The 16,790-nt window shown below is 54.5% G+C and carries 15 protein-coding genes; 4 read left to right on the top strand and 11 right to left on the bottom strand.

Annotation, left to right across the window (positions count from 1 at the left end; all coding sequences use genetic code 11):
* Window positions 1-81: 81 nt before the first annotated feature.
* The 9 genes from tatC to udp all read right to left on the bottom strand — a co-directional run bounded on the left by tatC (window position 82) and on the right by udp (window position 8,629).
* Entirely contained in the window at window positions 82-849 is a 768-nt protein-coding gene (gene tatC / locus AC6I8L_RS01080) for a Sec-independent protein translocase subunit TatC (RefSeq protein WP_038643773.1), read from the bottom strand.
* 2 nt (window positions 850-851) lie between these two features.
* A complete protein-coding gene (gene tatB / locus AC6I8L_RS01075; protein WP_058960348.1) occupies window positions 852-1,469 on the bottom strand; it encodes a Sec-independent protein translocase protein TatB in 618 nt (205 codons plus the stop codon).
* Window positions 1,470-1,478: 9 nt separating this feature from the next.
* Window positions 1,479-1,724 carry a Sec-independent protein translocase subunit TatA gene (tatA, locus tag AC6I8L_RS01070; RefSeq protein WP_038643775.1) on the bottom strand — a complete coding sequence of 82 codons (246 nt, stop codon included), beginning with the start codon at window positions 1,722-1,724 and terminating at the stop codon, window positions 1,479-1,481.
* 110 nt (window positions 1,725-1,834) lie between these two features.
* The gene (ubiB, locus tag AC6I8L_RS01065) at window positions 1,835-3,472 is read right to left on the bottom strand and encodes a ubiquinone biosynthesis regulatory protein kinase UbiB (RefSeq protein WP_058960349.1); all 1,638 of its coding nucleotides are present in this window, start codon (window positions 3,470-3,472) and stop codon (window positions 1,835-1,837) included.
* Window positions 3,469-4,074, bottom strand: a complete 606-nt coding sequence (gene ubiJ, locus AC6I8L_RS01060; RefSeq protein ID WP_058960350.1) for a ubiquinone biosynthesis protein UbiJ — start codon at window positions 4,072-4,074, stop codon at window positions 3,469-3,471. The genes ubiB and ubiJ overlap by 4 nt, the downstream gene beginning before the upstream one ends.
* Before the next feature lie 6 nt (window positions 4,075-4,080).
* Complete coding sequence (gene ubiE, locus AC6I8L_RS01055; protein ID WP_058960351.1) at window positions 4,081-4,839, bottom strand: bifunctional demethylmenaquinone methyltransferase/2-methoxy-6-polyprenyl-1,4-benzoquinol methylase UbiE; 759 nt, start codon at window positions 4,837-4,839, stop codon at window positions 4,081-4,083.
* A 75-nt stretch (window positions 4,840-4,914) separates the two neighbouring features.
* Window positions 4,915-6,426 (bottom strand): DNA recombination protein RmuC, encoded by a 1,512-nt coding sequence (gene rmuC, locus AC6I8L_RS01050; protein WP_058960352.1) that lies wholly within the window; start codon window positions 6,424-6,426, stop codon window positions 4,915-4,917.
* An 85-nt stretch (window positions 6,427-6,511) separates the two neighbouring features.
* A complete protein-coding gene (locus tag AC6I8L_RS01045) occupies window positions 6,512-7,780 on the bottom strand; it encodes a tetratricopeptide repeat protein (RefSeq protein ID WP_058960353.1) in 1,269 nt (422 codons plus the stop codon).
* Between the two features lie 87 nt (window positions 7,781-7,867).
* On the bottom strand, window positions 7,868-8,629 hold the full coding sequence (gene udp / locus AC6I8L_RS01040) for a uridine phosphorylase (RefSeq protein WP_038643781.1): 762 nt from the start codon (window positions 8,627-8,629) through the stop codon (window positions 7,868-7,870).
* A 300-nt stretch (window positions 8,630-8,929) separates the two neighbouring features.
* Between udp and AC6I8L_RS01035 the strand changes: the two genes are divergently transcribed.
* The gene (locus AC6I8L_RS01035) at window positions 8,930-9,766 is read left to right on the top strand and encodes a dienelactone hydrolase family protein (protein WP_058960354.1); all 837 of its coding nucleotides are present in this window, start codon (window positions 8,930-8,932) and stop codon (window positions 9,764-9,766) included.
* Window positions 9,767-9,804: 38 nt separating this feature from the next.
* On the opposite strand, the gene metE is transcribed toward AC6I8L_RS01035, so the two are convergent.
* The gene (gene metE / locus AC6I8L_RS01030; protein WP_058960355.1) at window positions 9,805-12,075 is read right to left on the bottom strand and encodes a 5-methyltetrahydropteroyltriglutamate--homocysteine S-methyltransferase; all 2,271 of its coding nucleotides are present in this window, start codon (window positions 12,073-12,075) and stop codon (window positions 9,805-9,807) included.
* Window positions 12,076-12,290: 215 nt separating this feature from the next.
* On the opposite strand from metE, the gene metR reads away from it, so the two are divergent.
* Together metR and AC6I8L_RS01020 are read left to right on the top strand one after the other, a co-directional pair.
* The gene (gene metR, locus AC6I8L_RS01025; RefSeq protein WP_034827906.1) at window positions 12,291-13,220 is read left to right on the top strand and encodes an HTH-type transcriptional regulator MetR; all 930 of its coding nucleotides are present in this window, start codon (window positions 12,291-12,293) and stop codon (window positions 13,218-13,220) included.
* A 95-nt stretch (window positions 13,221-13,315) separates the two neighbouring features.
* Window positions 13,316-13,798, top strand: coding sequence for a YehS family protein (locus AC6I8L_RS01020; protein WP_058960356.1), 483 nt, complete (start codon window positions 13,316-13,318; stop codon window positions 13,796-13,798).
* A gap of 338 nt (window positions 13,799-14,136) precedes the next feature.
* Here the strand turns inward: AC6I8L_RS01020 and AC6I8L_RS01015 are convergent, their stop codons facing one another.
* Window positions 14,137-15,006 (bottom strand): carboxylate/amino acid/amine transporter, encoded by an 870-nt coding sequence (locus AC6I8L_RS01015; protein WP_479397928.1) that lies wholly within the window; start codon window positions 15,004-15,006, stop codon window positions 14,137-14,139.
* A gap of 433 nt (window positions 15,007-15,439) precedes the next feature.
* Here AC6I8L_RS01015 and glpT point away from each other — a divergent pair, with 433 nt between their 5' ends.
* Window positions 15,440-16,780 (top strand): glycerol-3-phosphate transporter, encoded by a 1,341-nt coding sequence (glpT, locus tag AC6I8L_RS01010; RefSeq protein ID WP_058960357.1) that lies wholly within the window; start codon window positions 15,440-15,442, stop codon window positions 16,778-16,780.
* Window positions 16,781-16,790 lie beyond the last annotated feature (10 nt).

Genomic DNA, 16,790 nt, shown 5'->3' with positions numbered 1-16,790 from the left:
CTTCTCCCAAATAAAAACCGCCCAATGTGTGGGCGGTTTAGATTCTTAACGCTCATCCCGCTCGCTTGCGGGAATGCCTTGTCAGGATTCGGTATTTTGTTCCTCATCCTCTGAATCTGACGCCTTGCGCCCTTTACCCACATAGTAACGGGAGAAGAATACGCCGACTTCAAACAGGCAGTACATCGGAATAGCGAGCAAAGTTTGCGAGAAAACATCCGGCGGTGTGAGCAGCATCCCAACAACGAACGCGCCCACCAGCATGTAAGGACGTTTCTTTTTCAAATCTTCTGGTGAGGTAATGCCGGTCCAGCACAGCAGCACAATCGCAATCGGCACCTCAAACGCCACACCAAATGCCATGAAGATAGTCATGACGAAGTCGAGGTAGTTGGTGATATCGGTAGCGATGGTGACACCCTGCGGCGCGGTTTTGGCAAAGAAGCCAAATGCCAGCGGGAACACGATGAAGTACGCGAAGGCCACGCCAACGTAGAACAGCAGCGTGCTGGAGAACAGTAACGGCATCACCAGCTTACGCTCATGGCGATACAGCGCAGGCGCCACAAAAGCCCACACCTGATACAAGATCACCGGCACCGCAAGGAACACCGAAACAATGATGGTGAGCTTAATGGGGGTGAAGAACGGTGAAGCCACGTCAGTGGCGATCATGCTGGCACCGGCCGGCATCTGGCTAATCAGCGGCGAAGCCACTAAGTGATAGATGTCGTTGGCGAAATAAACCAGGCACAAAAAGATAGCAAACACCGCAATAATGCAGTTCAGCAAACGCTTACGCAGCTCAATCAGGTGGCTGATGAGCGGTTGGGTATCTTCAACGGCCATGTTTATCTTTCATCTTTTACGGTGGGGGTGGGCGTCGCATTCTGCGCGGTATTAACAGGTGCCGCAGCCTCTGCTGTTACCGATTGAGGTTTCTGAGCCGGTGCGCTGGCCTTGTGCTCTGCCGCCACTGCCTGAGGTGCCTGAGCCGGTGCGCTGGCCTTGTGCTCTGCCGTCACCGCCTGAGGTGCCTGGGCCGGTGCGCTGGCCTGATGCTCTGCCGCCGCGGGAGTGACCGGAGGCTGGCTTACCGGTGCAGAAGAGGTGCCTGCAGACGGCGGTTGATGAATGGTGTTCGCTTCATCTTCCGCTTTCTCGATATCGATGCTCTGCTGTACAGAACGCTTCATCGAATCGGCGGTTTTACGCAACTCTTCCATCGACTCTTTCAGTTCCGGTGACAGTGAGCCACGGCCCGCTTCCTCGACCTTTTTCAGGCTGTCCTGCAATTCCTGCAGTTTCAGCTCCTGCGCCAGTTCGTTTTGCACGTTAGCAGCCAGGGAGCGAATCGCCCGAATCCAGCCCACGACGGTTTTCACCGCAACCGGTAATCGTTGCGGGCCTAGAACGATCAGCCCGATAACGAACACCAATACCAGTTCACTAAAACCAATATCGAACACAGTTAACCCTTACTTGTCCCGGGCGTCGTCTTTACTCGCCGAGGTTTGCTGTTTGTCTGCCAGAGTCTTGGCGTTGAAGTCAGCGTCCTGCTCTTTCGGCTGATCCTTTTTATCGTCTTCATCGCCCATGGCTTTTTTGAAGCCACGAATAGAAGAACCTAAATCCGAACCCAGGTTACGAAGTTTATTGGTACCGAACAGAAGAACAACAATGACGGCAATGATTAACAATTGCCAAATACTGATACCGCCCATGAGATATGCCTCTAATATTCTGTGAAAAACTTTGAGTTGAAACGCACAGAAAGCCCGTATGAATTCGGGCTTTAGCCTGCGACATTACGCGATTTGCACCAGGCAAACAATCAGTTTGTCTTGCGCCAGCCTATCAGCCAGGTGACGATGCCAGCGGCCATTAATAAGGCGGGGAAGAAATCCCAGTCGGGTCGACTTAACAGCACCGCGGTGCCACTTAATAACAGTGTAGCCCCTACACCAAACAGATAACGTGCCTTGTGATGGCGCGTGCGTTGCGCATTCATATCGTTGACCAGTTTATCGACGCTGTGCTGCAATAATTTATGCTGACGCATGCTGTCGTAGAACAGTTCAGGCAACTCCGGCAGTTTTTCAGCCCAGAATGGCGCCTTCTCTTTCACTGCGCGCAGAATCGCAGGAATACCGATCTGATCTTTGATCCAGTCTTCGAGGAACGGCTTCGCGGTTTTCCACAGATCGAGCTGCGGATAAAGCTGACGGCCAATCCCTTCGATGTAGAGCAATGTTTTCTGTAACAGCACCAGCTGCGGCTGCACTTCCATATTGAAGCGACGCGCGGTGTTAAACAGGTTCAGCAGCACGTGGCCAAATGAAATCTCAGCCAGTGGCTTCTCAAAAATCGGCTCACAGACGGTACGAATGGCGAATTCAAAATCTTCCACATTGGTATCCGGCGGCACCCAGCCCGAATCCACGTGCAGTTCCGCCACTTTGCGGTAATCACGGTTAAAGAAGGCAATGAAGTTTTCCGCCAGATAGCGCTTATCTTCTTTATTCAGCGAGCCGACAATGCCGCAGTCAATCGCGATGTACTGCGGATCTTCTGGATGGTCATAACTGACGAAGATGTTGCCGGGGTGCATGTCAGCATGGAAGAAGCTATCGCGGAACACCTGGGTGAAGAACACCTGCACGCCGCGTTCTGCCAGCAGCTTCATGTTGACACCATGCTTCTCCAGCGTCGCCACATCAGAAATGGGAATGCCGTAAATACGCTCCATCACCATCATCGATTCGCTGCAGTAATCCGAGAACACTTCCGGCACATACAGCATCGGGCTCTGCTCAAAGTTACGACGCAGCTGAATGGCGTTCGCCGATTCGCGCAGCAGATTGAGTTCATCAATCAGGGTCTTTTCGTAATCGCGCACCACTTCAACCGGGCGCAGACGACGACCATCCGGCAACAGACGAGGAACCCAATGCGCCATGCGGTAAATCAGCTTCATATCCGCTTTGATCACCGGCAGGATGTCCGGACGAATCACTTTGATCACTACGTCACGGCCGTTAGACTTAAGCGTGGCAGTGTGAACCTGCGCAATCGAAGCAGAAGCCAGCGGCTTAATATCAAAATCGTCAAACCAGGTGTCGACAGGACCGCCAATGGATTGTTCAATCTGCTGCTGGGCTTTCAGCCCATCAAAAGGCGCCACGCGGTCCTGCAACACCGCCAGTTCATCGGCGATGGCCGGTGGGAAGAGATCACGGCGCGTCGAAAGCATCTGACCAAATTTGATCCACACTGGACCAAGTTGCTCCATTGCCAGACGAATGCGCACGCCCGTCGATTCATTTTTGTGCTTGTTAGGGATCCAGAAAATACAACGTCGCCAGATACGAAGCGGCAACGTGATGCGCATGTGAGGGATCAGTTCATCAAGCCCGTAAGTCAGAAAGACCTTGATGATGAAGTATAAGCGCCGAATTTCTCCCAGCGTCATTTCGCCTCCAGCTGTGCTAAACGCGCTTCGAGCGCATTAAGCGAACGTTCCATCGCTTCAACCTCTTCACAGAACCACGCCAGCTCCAGTGCACCGGGCGCAACCCGCCACTCTTCCGTCAGCACCTGACCGAGATAATCCTGCCGACGTGTCACCTGTTGCTGCACAAATTTCAGCGCCTGCTGAGCAGCCTGACTGACACCCTGCGCAGCAATGTCGCCGATCCACGGCGCCAGATACTCGGCTGGATCGAGCTCAGCAAGATCCATTAGCGCGGAGAATTGCTGAACCACTTGCAGATCGCCTTCCACGTCCAGCTCACCGCTACGGATCAAACTGGTCAGCTGCTGGCGATCGCGCAGTTTCGGCAAGGTGCTAAGGCGCAGACTCACGCTACAGTCGCTGCTGTCCTGCCAGTCACTCAGCACATCCAGCTGCGATTCGCTAAACACCAGCACCAGAGGGAAATCCAGCTCCTGCAGGCGCAGCATCAGCACTTTACCTGCCAGACGTTGACGCGCGGCTTTCAGGCTACGATCACGATACAGAACACGATTGAGGGCGGTTTCAAGGCCGCCCGTGATTAGCGGGGTAAAAGTCATGATCAATCAGAACTTAAAGCCGCGATGCAACGCCACAATACCGCCGGTCATGTTGAAGTAAGTGGTATTTTCAAAACCCACATCGTTCATCATCGCCTTCAGGGTTTCCTGATCGGGATGCATACGAATCGATTCTGCCAGATAGCGATAGCTATCGGCATCCTGCGCCACCAGCTGCCCAATACGCGGCAGGATGTGGAAGGAATAGGTATCGTAGGCTTTGCTCAGCGGTTCCAGCAGCGGTTTGGAAAACTCCAGCACCAGCAAGCGTCCGCCTGGTTTCAGCACCCGGAACATCGAGGCCAGTGCCTTCTCTTTTTCGGTGACGTTACGCAAACCGAAAGAGATGGTGATGCAATCGAAATAGTTATCCGGGAACGGCAGCGCTTCGGCGTTGGCCTGCACATAGCTGACGTTGCCTGACACGCCCATATTGCGCAGCTTCTCGCGGCCCATCTTCAGCATCGAGCTGTTGATATCCGCCAAAACGACCTGACCCGTCTCGCCCACCAGGCGAGAGAATTTTGCTGTCAAATCACCGGTGCCGCCGGCCAGATCCAGCACACGCTGACCACGACGCACGCCGCTGCTGTCGATGGTAAAACGCTTCCAGACACGATGGATGCCAAACGACATCAAATCGTTCATCAGGTCATATTTTGCCGCTACGGAATGAAACACGTCCGCGACTTTATCGGCCTTTTCGCTTTTCGCGACGGTCTGAAAGCCAAAATGAGTAGTTTCCTGCTGTGATTCATTTGCCATCGGGTTTACCTGTTCCACAAACAATTCTTGCCGAAGTGTATCAGAGTCGCGCTACGCGAGCACGCGACCACCGTGCTATTCGTTGATGCGGCGCAGTGAAGCGGTGGAAGAATCTGCCACATTTTCATCAGGCTTGGGATCGTCCGCCCAATCTTCATCCGCCTCTTCCGGCTGCGCTTGCTCCACCAGTTGGGGATTGATCGGCCGTTTGATTTCCACACCTAACGCGCGGAAGGATTCGCTTTGCGCAATCAAATTGCCGCGCCCTTCTGACAGCTTTTTCATCGCCTGATGATAACTCTGCTGCGCTTTATCGAGGCTGTGACCGATACCGCTCATATCATCCACAAACAGCCGCATTTTATCGTACAACCGCGTAGCTCGGTCGGCGATGCGTTGCGCATTGCGACTCTGATGCTCATAACGCCACAGGTTGTTGATGGTGCGCAGCGCCACTAGTAATGTCGTAGGGCTTACCAGCATGATGTTCTGCTGCAGCGCTTCGCTGATCAGCTCTGGCTGCCGATCAATCGCCAACAAGAACGCGGGCTCGACCGGAATAAACATCAACACATAATCCAGAGAGCGTAAACCGGGCAATTGTTGATAATCTTTTCGCCCCAGCAGCCGAATATGGCCGCGCATGGCGTTAACGTGCTCCTGGATCGCCTGCTCGCGCGTGGCTTCATCTTCCGCGTTGAAATAGCGTTCGTAAGCCACCAGCGTCATTTTTGCGTCAATCACCACATCCTTGCCCTGCGGCAACCGCACGATCACATCCGGTTGCATCCTGCCCTGCTGTTCCAGCTGCACGCTGACCTGCGTCTGATATTCATAACCTTCGCGCAGGCCGGAAGCCTCCAGCACGCGCGCCAGCACCACTTCACCCCAGTTGCCCTGAATTTTGTTGTCGCCTTTCAACGCTTTGGTGAGATTGACCGCTTCCTGTGCCATCTGTGCGTTAAGCTGTTGCAGCTGGCGAATTTCATGAGCCAGCGTATGGCGTTCGCGGGCTTCCTGGCCAAAGCTATCCGTCACCTGGCGACGGAAACCATCCAGCTGTTCACGCAGCGGACCAATCAACCCGTTGAGGCTTTGCCGATTCTGCTCATCCACCCGACGTCCGCTGTTTTCAAAGATGCGGTTGGCCAGATTCTCAAACTGTGCGCTGAGACGCTGTTCGCTGTTAGTGAGCAGGCGCTGCTTCTCTTCTGCGCCAAAACGCGTCTCTTCTAAACGGATGGTGACTTCACGCAGTTCAGCTTCTTGCGCACTGTTCACTTCCAGCTGATTGCGCAATTCCCGGCTAAGCTGCTCGCTTTCGCCACGCCAGTAATCGAGCTGTTGCAGCCGTTCCTGTGCACCGCTAAGCGTGCCATGAAGCTGCCGCAGTTCTTGCTCGCGCTGCAGAATTTGTTGTTGTAACTGTTCGAGCTGCTGCTGCTGACGGTGTTGCGCCTCTTCCAGCAGTCGGCGTTCTGTGGTGAAGCTGGCGTGCTGGTGCCCGGCACGCAACTGGGCCAAAATCCAGCCGAGGCCCAGTCCGGCCAGCGCCAGCGCACCGCTAATGATAAGTTGCTGATCCATAATCCCCCCGCGGATCGTTTCGCTGAGGGAAAAGGTAAGTCGCTACTGTATGAATGTCCAGACAGTTGTGTAGCTGGCAGATGATTTACAGCGCTTTCACCGTCAAATCACCCGCCTTCCACGCATCAATCAGGAAAAACGGCATCGGCAACAGCCATTCACTGCCCTTCACTTTGGCGGGATAGCACCAGCTTTGTCCGTTGTGAGTGAGTTCAACCTGCTGCCAGCCGTTATCAACATTCTCCACCTTGCCCGCCATGCTGGAATACCCTGCGTTGCTGCCGACGTGAAAACGCTCGGTTTGCCAGCGAATTGGCGGATGTGCGGGCCACGCCTGGGCATGATGGAATCGGAAGATGTCATCATGATTCAGCAGGCTTTCGCGCACCGTCGGCCACAACGCCACTTTGAGGAAGTATTGATCGGTGAAGCGTTCACTGCCGCTGTACTGGGCGATAAAGTCGCGTATCTGCTGTTCAACGTTGTGGAATACGCCATGACAGCCGCCCCACATGCCTGCCAGCAGCAGTTCGGTATGCGTAAAGTAGTCACGCATGTGATGGAACCAGCAGGGCGATTGCAGCCAGGCTTCTACCGCCGCCACTTCACGCTCCGACAGCAGGGAGTCCGCATCTCGCACGATATAACGCTTGACGCATGGATCATCCATCACCAGAAAGCGCCACAGCGTCGGGAATATGGTCTTCTCATGTGACATATCCACTAACTGGACATTTGACTGCTTCAGACGCTGCCAGACGTGTTGCGGCACGCTGTCGTCAAGATAGATGCGACACATCCAACCGGGATAGAACTCGCGCGCAACGTCGATATTTTTGATCAGCGTTTCACAGTAGCGCGGTTGGCCGCCATACAGACTGAAAGAGATGATATTTTCAGTTGGATTGGTGGGATTGAAACACGGCGGCGCTTCTGCGGGATACGCCACTGTGTGGCCCTGACGAAAGATCGCGTCAGACTTCTCCAGCGACTCACGGCCGTAACGTGCCACTTCATCGTGCTTTTCCAGCCAGCCACACACTTCGGTTAAGCCATCGAGCCAGGTGTCGGAAGCCTGCGCACGCTGCGCTGCCGATGCCTGATAGATCTTTTGATAAGTTTTGTAGGATTTTTTGTACTCCCCCACGCGCATTAGCGTCAGCGCATAGTCACTCAGTACCTGCATGTTTTGCGGCATGACGCGCAAAACCTCTTCACAGCACTGACGTGCCACGGGGAAATCAGAGGCCGCCATCGCCTGGCGGAAACGCGCTGCCACGCTCTCAATGCGAGACTGAGCAGCCGTGGAAGGATGATTAAAGGCAGGACGCGGAGCAGAAACCGTTTTGCGCATAGTTGTTTTCTCAGTATCAGCTGAAAAACGTGCGCAATGTGATGGCAGCAGGGAATTCCTTATCCGTAATACCTGCTGCCTTGCGCACTAAATTAAGCGACGCGCGGCTTCTACAACAATTTTCACCGCATCGCTTTCGGTCTGTTTCATGGTCGCGGCATCCGGGATCTCTTTCTGCGTACGGTTAACGATAACACCCGCCACCATGCCCGCTCGCAGCCCCTGACTGGCGCACATGGTTAACAGTGTAGCGGATTCCATCTCATAGTTAAGAACCCCCATTTGCTGCCACTCTTGCATTGAGCCCTGGAAGCGATTCACCACACGTCCTGAGAACGTGTCGTAACGCTCCTGCCCCGGATAGAAGGTGTCAGATGAAGCGGTGATACCAATGTGCGTTTTGGCACCGCAGGCTTCTGCTGCGGCCACCAGCGCGGTGGTGCAGGTGAAATCGGCCACTGCCGGGAACTCCATCGGCGCAAAGTGCAGGCTGGCACCGTCAAGACGCACCGAAGCAGTAGTCACCAGCACGTCGCCTACATTGATATTCGGCTGGATCGCCCCGGTCGTGCCCACACGCAGGAAAGTGCGCACGCCGAGCTGCGCCAGTTCTTCCACGGCAATAGAGGTCGATGGACCGCCGATCCCGGTAGAACAGACCACCACCGGCTTGCCATCCACTTCCGCCAGGTAAGTGGTGAATTCACGGTGCGAAGCCAGATGCTGCGGATTATCCATCAGCGCAGCGATTTTTTTCACACGCTCCGGATCGCCGGGAACGATAGCCAGTGTGGCTCCTTTCAGATCGGCTTTAGTGATACCAAGGTGGAAAACGTCAGACTGGGCCATAACAGACTCCTGATAGATAAGGGATATGCGTGTCACTCTACGCCAGAGCGCCATATATATATGTGATTTATTTCACCATCGACAATGAAACTTACATTATCAGAAAATTATTATGTGATTCACATCACACATTGCAGCTCGGCAATTCTGAATTGCTACAAGCGGTGCTGTGTAAGTTCGGGTGGCAGTGTTAATAGAGAAGAAGAACATAAGTACACATCCCTCTGAACCCTACGTCAGCCTTGCTCCTGAAGCAGGCTATAGTTACGTGATTGCGCATTTGCTAGCACGGAGAGAACCATGAAAACCGAAGACAATATGGCACAAAAATCAGTAGCCGGTGGCTTTGCCCCTGCCGTTCAGCCCATCGCCAGCAGCACCATTACCACCGTCAGTGACGCTATTCACACCGGTGAAACTTCTGTTCCCAGCCAGGGAGAAAACCTTCCGGCTTATTATGCTCGCCCCAAATCCTATGAAGGCAAACTACCGGTGATTCTGGTGGTGCAGGAGATTTTTGGCGTTCATGAACATATTAAAGATATCTGCCGTCGTCTGGCGCTGGAAGGCTATCTGGCGGTCGCACCTGAACTCTACTTCCGTGAAGGCGATCCCGGTGACTACAGTGATATCCCGACACTGTTCAAAGAACTGGTCAGCAAGGTGCCCGATTCTCAGGTGCTGTCCGATCTCGATCACGTTGCCAACTGGGCCGCACGCCACGATGGCGATATTCGTCGCATGGCCATCACGGGCTTCTGCTGGGGCGGACGCATCAGTTGGCTGTTCGCCGCGCACAATCCGCAGGTGCGGGCGGCAGCGGCCTGGTATGGTCGGTTAGAGGGTGAGAAAACCCTCAAACAACAAAAACATCCTATCGATGTAGCCGTCGAGCTTAACGCACCGGTGCTCGGATTGTACGGCGGTCAGGATGAGAGCATCCCGTTAGAGAGCATTGATAAGATGCGTCAGGCACTGCATGCCGCCAATGCCAAAGCGGAAATCGTGGTGTATCCGGAAGCGGGACACGCGTTTAATGCCGATTATCGCCCAAGCTACCATGCTGACTCAGCCGCTGATGGCTGGGCACGCATGCTGGCCTGGTTTAAACAGTATGGCGTTGCACCCAACGCGTAATAACAAGGGGCGCTGCAAGGCGCCCCTGTTTCTCACGATTAAGCCGATTCTGCGCGCAGCTTTTTCGCGGCGGTCACCATGTTCGCCAGCGCCTGCCGGGTTTCACTCCAGCCACGGGTTTTCAGACCGCAGTCCGGGTTGACCCACAAACGCGCGGGCGGAATACTTTGCGCCGCTTTACGCAGCAGCTCTTCCATCCATTCAACGCTGGGTACGTTCGGGGAGTGTATGTCATACACACCTGGCCCAATTTCGTTCGGGTATTCGAACGCTTTAAACGCATCCAGCAATTCCATATCCGAGCGTGAGGTTTCGATGGTAATCACGTCCGCGTCCAGTGCCGCTATCGATTCCATGATGTCATTGAACTCGCAATAACACATGTGCGTGTGGATCTGCGTTTCATCCTGCGCCACAGCCGCGTTGAGGCGGAAGGCATCCACTGCCCAGGTCAGGTACGCCGCCCAATCCGACTGGTGCAAGGGTAAGCCTTCGCGCAGCGCGGGTTCATCAATCTGGATGATCCCGATCCCGGCTTTTTCCAGATCTTCCACTTCATCACGCAGCGCCAGTGCAATCTGTTTAGCAAGGGTTTCCCGCGTCACGTCTTCACGCGGGAATGACCAGCACAGAATCGTGACCGGGCCGGTGAGCATGCCTTTCACTGGCTTTTCAGTCAGCGATTGCGCGTACTTCGCCCACTCAACGGTAATCGGCTGCGGACGACTGACATCACCGATGATCACCGGCGGCTTCACACAGCGAGAGCCATAGCTTTGCACCCAGCCATTTTGCGTAAACACGAAGCCATCGAGGTTTTCGCCGAAGTATTCCACCATGTCATTACGCTCTGCTTCGCCGTGCACCAGCACATCCAGCCCGAGCCGTTCCTGTTCGGCAATCGCCTGCTTGATGTGCTCCGCGATGCCGGTGCGATAGTGGCCTCCATCGATATTGCCTTTTTTGAAGTCGAGTCGCAGGCCGCGAATTTCGGTGGTTTGCGGGAAGGATCCAATCGTGGTGGTCGGCCAGGCAGGCAGATTAAAGCGATGGCGCTGCGCTTTGGCGCGTTCGTCATAGTGGCTGGCGCGCTCAACGTCTTTGGCCTGAATATTCGCCAGACGTGCGCCCACTGCGGCATTGTGCACGCGCGAAGAATGAGAACGGGCGCGAATCGGCGCGCTCCACTCCGTCAGCGATGCCGCATCGTTTTTATTGAGCGCCTGGCTCAACAACCTCAGCTCAGCACACTTCTGTAAGGCGAAGGCGAACCAGCTTTTCACTTCCGCATCGAGCCGGGTTTCAACGCTGAGATCTATCGGGCTGTGCAGCAGCGAGCAGGAGGATCCAATCCACAGATTTTCACGCTGCCCAACCAGCGGTTGCAGGCGATCGAACCAGCGACTGAGCTCGGCACGCCAGACATTGCGGCCGTTGATCACCCCGACTGAGAGCAGCCAGTCGGCGGGGAGCTGTTGGTGGATATGCTGGATGTCATCTTTGCCATGCACCAGGTCAACGTGTAAACCTTGAACCGGTAGCGTCTTAATCACATCGAGATTTTGACCAATGCTGTCAAAGTAGGTCGTCAGTAGCAGTTTTACATGACCTTGCAGCGCATCGTAGGCAGGCTTGAACGCATCACGCCATTCCTGTGGCAGCTCCAGCACCAGCGCGGGTTCATCGATCTGCACCCATTCAATACCGCGCTGATGCAGTTCAGCCAGCACTTGCTGATAGACCGGCAGAATCGCTTTCAGCAACGACAGGCGGTCAAACGGCTCACCTTTGACTTTGCCCAACCACAGGTAAGTGACCGGTCCCAGCAGCACCGGTTTGATCGCGTGACCCAGCGCCAATGCTTCGTCCACTTCTTCAAGGAGCTGTGTCCAGCTTAGTGAGAACTGCTGGCCCTGAGTGAATTCCGGCACCATATAGTGATAGTTGGTGTTGAACCATTTGGTCATTTCAGCGGCGGCGGCAGGATTGCCGCTGGGGGCGCGGCCACGTCCCAGACGGAACAGCGTATCGAGATCGACCGATCCATCCTGGTTCTGATGGCGCGCCGGCACATTGCCCAGCATCAGGCTGGTGGTCAGCACATGATCATACCAGGCGAAATCGCCCACGGGCAGCAGATCCACCCCCGCGTCTTTCTGCTGTTGCCAGTGGCGAGCGCGCAGCTCGCACCCCACCGCCAGCAGCGCTTCCTGTGAGCTGTTACCTGCCCAGTAGCTTTCCTGTGCTTTTTTCAGTTCACGACGCAGACCGACACGAGGGAAACCGAGCGTATGGTTCAGAATGGTCATTTAGTGATCTCCAGATATGCTTAACGGGTCGAGCCCGTTTACGTTCATCCAGCGAGTGACATTGCCGTCCGCTGAACGCCTGAACTGGACGAAAGTCATGTGGCGGTGGCGCTTGCTTGAGATGTTTAGCCGTCCAGATGTTTACACCGCCATAATCTGCGGGTACTGTATGTTCCTCAAGCGCAATTTGTTCAATCTCGATGTGAAGGACTCTCATGATCGAACTCAAACATCTGAGAACGCTGCAGGCGTTGCAAAATACCGGCTCGTTGGCCGCTGCCGCCGCTCAGCTTCATCAGACACAATCGGCGTTATCGCATCAGTTCAGCGATCTGGAACAGCGGCTGGGCTTTCGCCTGTTTGTGCGCAAGAGCCAGCCGTTGCGGTTTACGCCGCAGGGGGAAATCATGCTGCAGTTGGCCGAGCAGATTTTGCCGCAGATTCAGCAGGCGTTGCAGGCATGCCACGAGCCGCATCAGACCACGTTACGCATCGCCATTGAGTGCCACAGCTGCATTCAGTGGCTAACGCCAGCCCTCAATAATTTCCGCCAGAGCTGGCCGCAAGTGGTGGTCGATTTTAAATCGGGCGTGACTTTTGATCCCCAGCCCGCCCTGCAACAGGGCGAACTGGATGTGGTGTTGACCTCCGATATCCTGCCGCGCAGCGGTTTGTTCTATACGCCGATGTTTGATTTTGAGGTACGTCTGGTGCTGGCCCCGGACCATCCGCTGGCGAAGCTGGAACATATCTCACCGGAAGATTTGGCCGATGAGGTACTGATGATCTATCCGGTGCAGCGTCAGCGTCTCGATATCTGGCGTCATTTCCTGCAGCCTGCAGGCATCAGCCCGGCGCTGAAGAGTGTGGATAATACGCTGTTGCTGATTCAGATGGTGTCAGCACAGATGGGTATTGCGGCCCTTCCGCATTGGGTGGTGGAGAGTTTTGAAAAGCAGGGTCTGGTGGTGACCAAGACATTGGGTGAGGGTTTGTGGAGCCGTTTATATGCCGCCGTGCGCGATGGTGAGCAGCGTCAGCCGGTGTTAGAAGCCTTTGTGCGCTTCGCCCGCCAGCACGCCTGTGACCATCTGCCGTTTGTACGTGATGCCGCTCGCCCGGGTTCATTGCAGTCAATTTCTTGATCATCCCACGGGCGACCTGTGTCGCCCGTGCTGTTATCCCTGCCCGGCCTGCTCTATAATGCGCCGCCTCAATCCGCGACCAAGAGAGTTTCACCATGACGAGTAACGATGTTCTGCGCAGCGTGCGCTATATGCTTGATTTGAGCGATAGCAAAGTGGTGGAGATTTTTGCCTTAGCGGGCAGTGAAGTGCCGCTGGAGGATGTGCAGGCGTGGATGAAGAAGGATGAAGACGCGGCATTCCGTAAGCTGCCGGACGTGCTGATGGGCTATTTCCTCAACGGTTTGATTTTCTTCCGTCGCGGTAAGAGTGAAGATGCACCAGCGCCGTCAGTCGAACGTCGTATGAATAACAATATTTTCATCAAGAAGCTGCGTATCGCCTTTGCGCTGAAGACCACGGATATTCCGGTGGTGCTGGAGAAGGCAAACTTTAAGATTTCCCAGGCGGAAGTCGGTGCGATTTTCCGCAATCCGGATCATAAAAACTACCGCGAGTGCGGTGACCAGATTCTGCGTAACTTTTTGAAGGGATTGACGATGATGAATCGTCCTGCGGCGCCCGCGAAAAAGCCCTGATGGCTTTGTGTTAGTGCTCAGTCGGGAAAGGGCTGATTGCTATGTGTTAGTGCTCAGTCAGGGATAGCATGGCAGATCGCAAAAGAAGCCCACATCCCTGTGGATCGGCCTCGCCATCCATAGCTCGGACGCTTTACTCCTCTGCCACGCTATCCCTTCCCTTTAGCTTTGAGCGTCGCTTTGATACCAGGTCAGATGCAGGCCGCTCCGATCATGAAGGAATCTCACTTCCCTGTTGATCGGCCTGTCTCTTCACTCTGGCTCAGGTGCTACTTTTTACTAACACCTCATACAGCGAAGCCAGAGCAAAGCAAAGAGCGTCTTAGCAGTTCAGCTAATTAGGCATCGCTTTTAGCGACATGCCCCACTACCCAACGCTTGTGCACGTATAGTGAAGCGAAAATGACGATCGCCCCGGCAATAAAGCTCGGCCAGTGCGGTTTTTCCTGCCAGATCGCCAGATTCACCAGCAAGCCCGCCGGCACGTGCATGTTGTTCATGATGCCCAGCGTACCGGCATCGACCTGCGTCGCACCGTAGTTCCACATAAAGTAGCCCAGCCCGGAAGCCGCCACGCCCAGCCACACCAGAATGCCCCACTGCAGTGAGGTGGTTGGCAGTTTGTTCGGGTTACCCCACAGGCTCCACGCAATGATGGCGATGATCACCGCGCCAAGATAGAACCAAGAGAAGGCCGTGTGTTGCGGCATTGGGCGGGTTTCCTGCAAGCGCTTGTAGCCAACCATACCAATGGCGAAGCAGATGTTAGCCGCCTGAACCAGCAGCAAACCGAACCAGAAATGATCGCTGACTTTGTCATAGCGAATGATGGCCGCACCGGCTACCGCCAACAGCGCGCTGAAGGCATAGCCTATTCGCAGCCGACGTCTGCTGAGCAAATCGTAAATCAACGTGACGTAGAGCGGCGTCATCACGGTAAACAACAGGAATTCTGTCACGCTCAGGTAGGTATAAGCCTCAAAACTCAGCAGATACATGATGCCGAGTTGCAGCATCCCCACCAGCATATACAGCAGGATGGTTGAGGCGCGATAGCCCTTCCAGCGCAGGAAGGGCAAAAAAACGAGCGCAGCCAACCCAAGGCGCATTAGTACAGAGAACCAGGAGTCAACCTGGCCCGCAAGGTATTCCCCTATCAAACTAAAGGAAAAAGCCCACAAAATGGTGGTAACGATCAGTAACAGCACGGTATTGATCCCAAAATGAACAGTGGCGCTAGTGTAAACAAACTGTCGTGGACGGGCTGAAATATCTGGTTGACGAGTGGTCAAATTAAAATCAAACAAATCGCCGTATCCCCGTCACTCATTAAGATAAGGCCCACTGCTGAAATCAGGTTGCTGGTTGCAGATGCAGTGAATCTGATTCGACACGGCAACGGATTCCCCTTACAAACCCAAAAGCCCCGACGCTTCATGCGCGAATACCAACATTTCCTGGTTTATATCGCTCTTTAATGTCATCAAACTGTAACAATTGTGTCACACATCACAGTAACGTAGCGTAACCATCACTATCCTTTGCGCGAAATGGAACTTTGGTTTTGTTGTTACGCCAGAGGGCATTTGACCCAACCTGCTGGGAATTTATAAAAATATTGCGCCCTGGAGGGCCACCTTCATGTTAAGTATCTTCAAACCGGCACCGCATCAGCCGCAAGTCGCTGACGATCGTGTCGATCCGCTCTATCGTCGGCTACGCTGGCAAATCTTCATCGGCATTTTCTTTGGCTATGCCGCCTATTACCTGGTCCGTAAAAACTTTGCGCTGGCGATGCCCTATTTGGTTGAGCAAGGCTTTTCGCGTGGCGATCTTGGCTTTGCGCTGTCCGGAATCTCCATCGCCTACGGTTTTTCCAAGTTCATCATGGGTTCCGTCTCTGACCGTTCAAACCCGCGTGTCTTTTTACCTGCCGGACTGATTCTGGCCGCTGCGGTGATGCTGTTTATGGGCTTTGTACCCTGGGCCACCTCCAGCATCATGGTGATGTTTGTGCTGCTGTTCCTGTGCGGTTGGTTCCAGGGTATGGGCTGGCCACCGTGCGGGCGCACCATGGTGCACTGGTGGTCACAGAAGGAGCGTGGCGGGATTGTCTCGGTGTGGAACTGCGCCCATAACGTGGGCGGTGGTATTCCACCCTTGCTGTTCCTGCTGGGTATGGCGTGGTTTAACGACTGGAAAGCCGCGCTCTATATGCCGGCGTTTGGTGCCATCCTCATCGCGATTATTGCCTTTGCTCTGATGCGCGATACGCCGCAGTCTTGTGGTTTGCCGCCGATTGAGGCGTACAAGAATGATTATCCGCCAGACTACAGCGAGGATCATGAGGAGGAGTTGACGGCGAAGCAGATTTTTATGCAGTACATCCTGCCTAATAAGCTGCTGTGGTATATCGCGCTGGCCAACGTGTTCGTTTACCTGCTGCGCTACGGCATTCTCGACTGGTCACCGACCTACCTGAAAGAGGTGAAGCATTTCACGCTGGATAAATCTTCGTGGGCTTACTTCTTCTATGAATATGCGGGCATTCCCGGCACCTTGCTGTGCGGCTGGATGTCGGACAAGGTGTTCAGAGGCAATCGTGGCGCCACCGGCGTGTTCTTTATGACGCTGGTAACCATCGCAACGGTGGTGTACTGGCTTAACCCACCCGGCAATCCAGGTCTCGATATGCTGTGCATGATCGTCATTGGCTTCCTGATCTACGGCCCGGTGATGCTGATTGGTCTGCATGCGCTGGAGTTAGCGCCGAAGAAAGCGGCCGGCACGGCAGCAGGCTTTACCGGTTTGTTTGGTTATCTCGGCGGTTCAGTGGCAGCCAGTGCGATTGTCGGTTACACCGTGGATTACTTCGGCTGGGATGGTGGATTCATGGTGATGATTGCCGGATCGGTGTTGGCGGTGATTTTGTTGCTGCTCACCATGGTCAGCGAGCATAAACATAAGAAACAGATGGCATAACAAAAATGGG

It is taken from the genome of Type-E symbiont of Plautia stali, from assembly GCF_059731115.1.
This window is presented reverse-complemented; position numbering and strand designations above follow the sequence as displayed.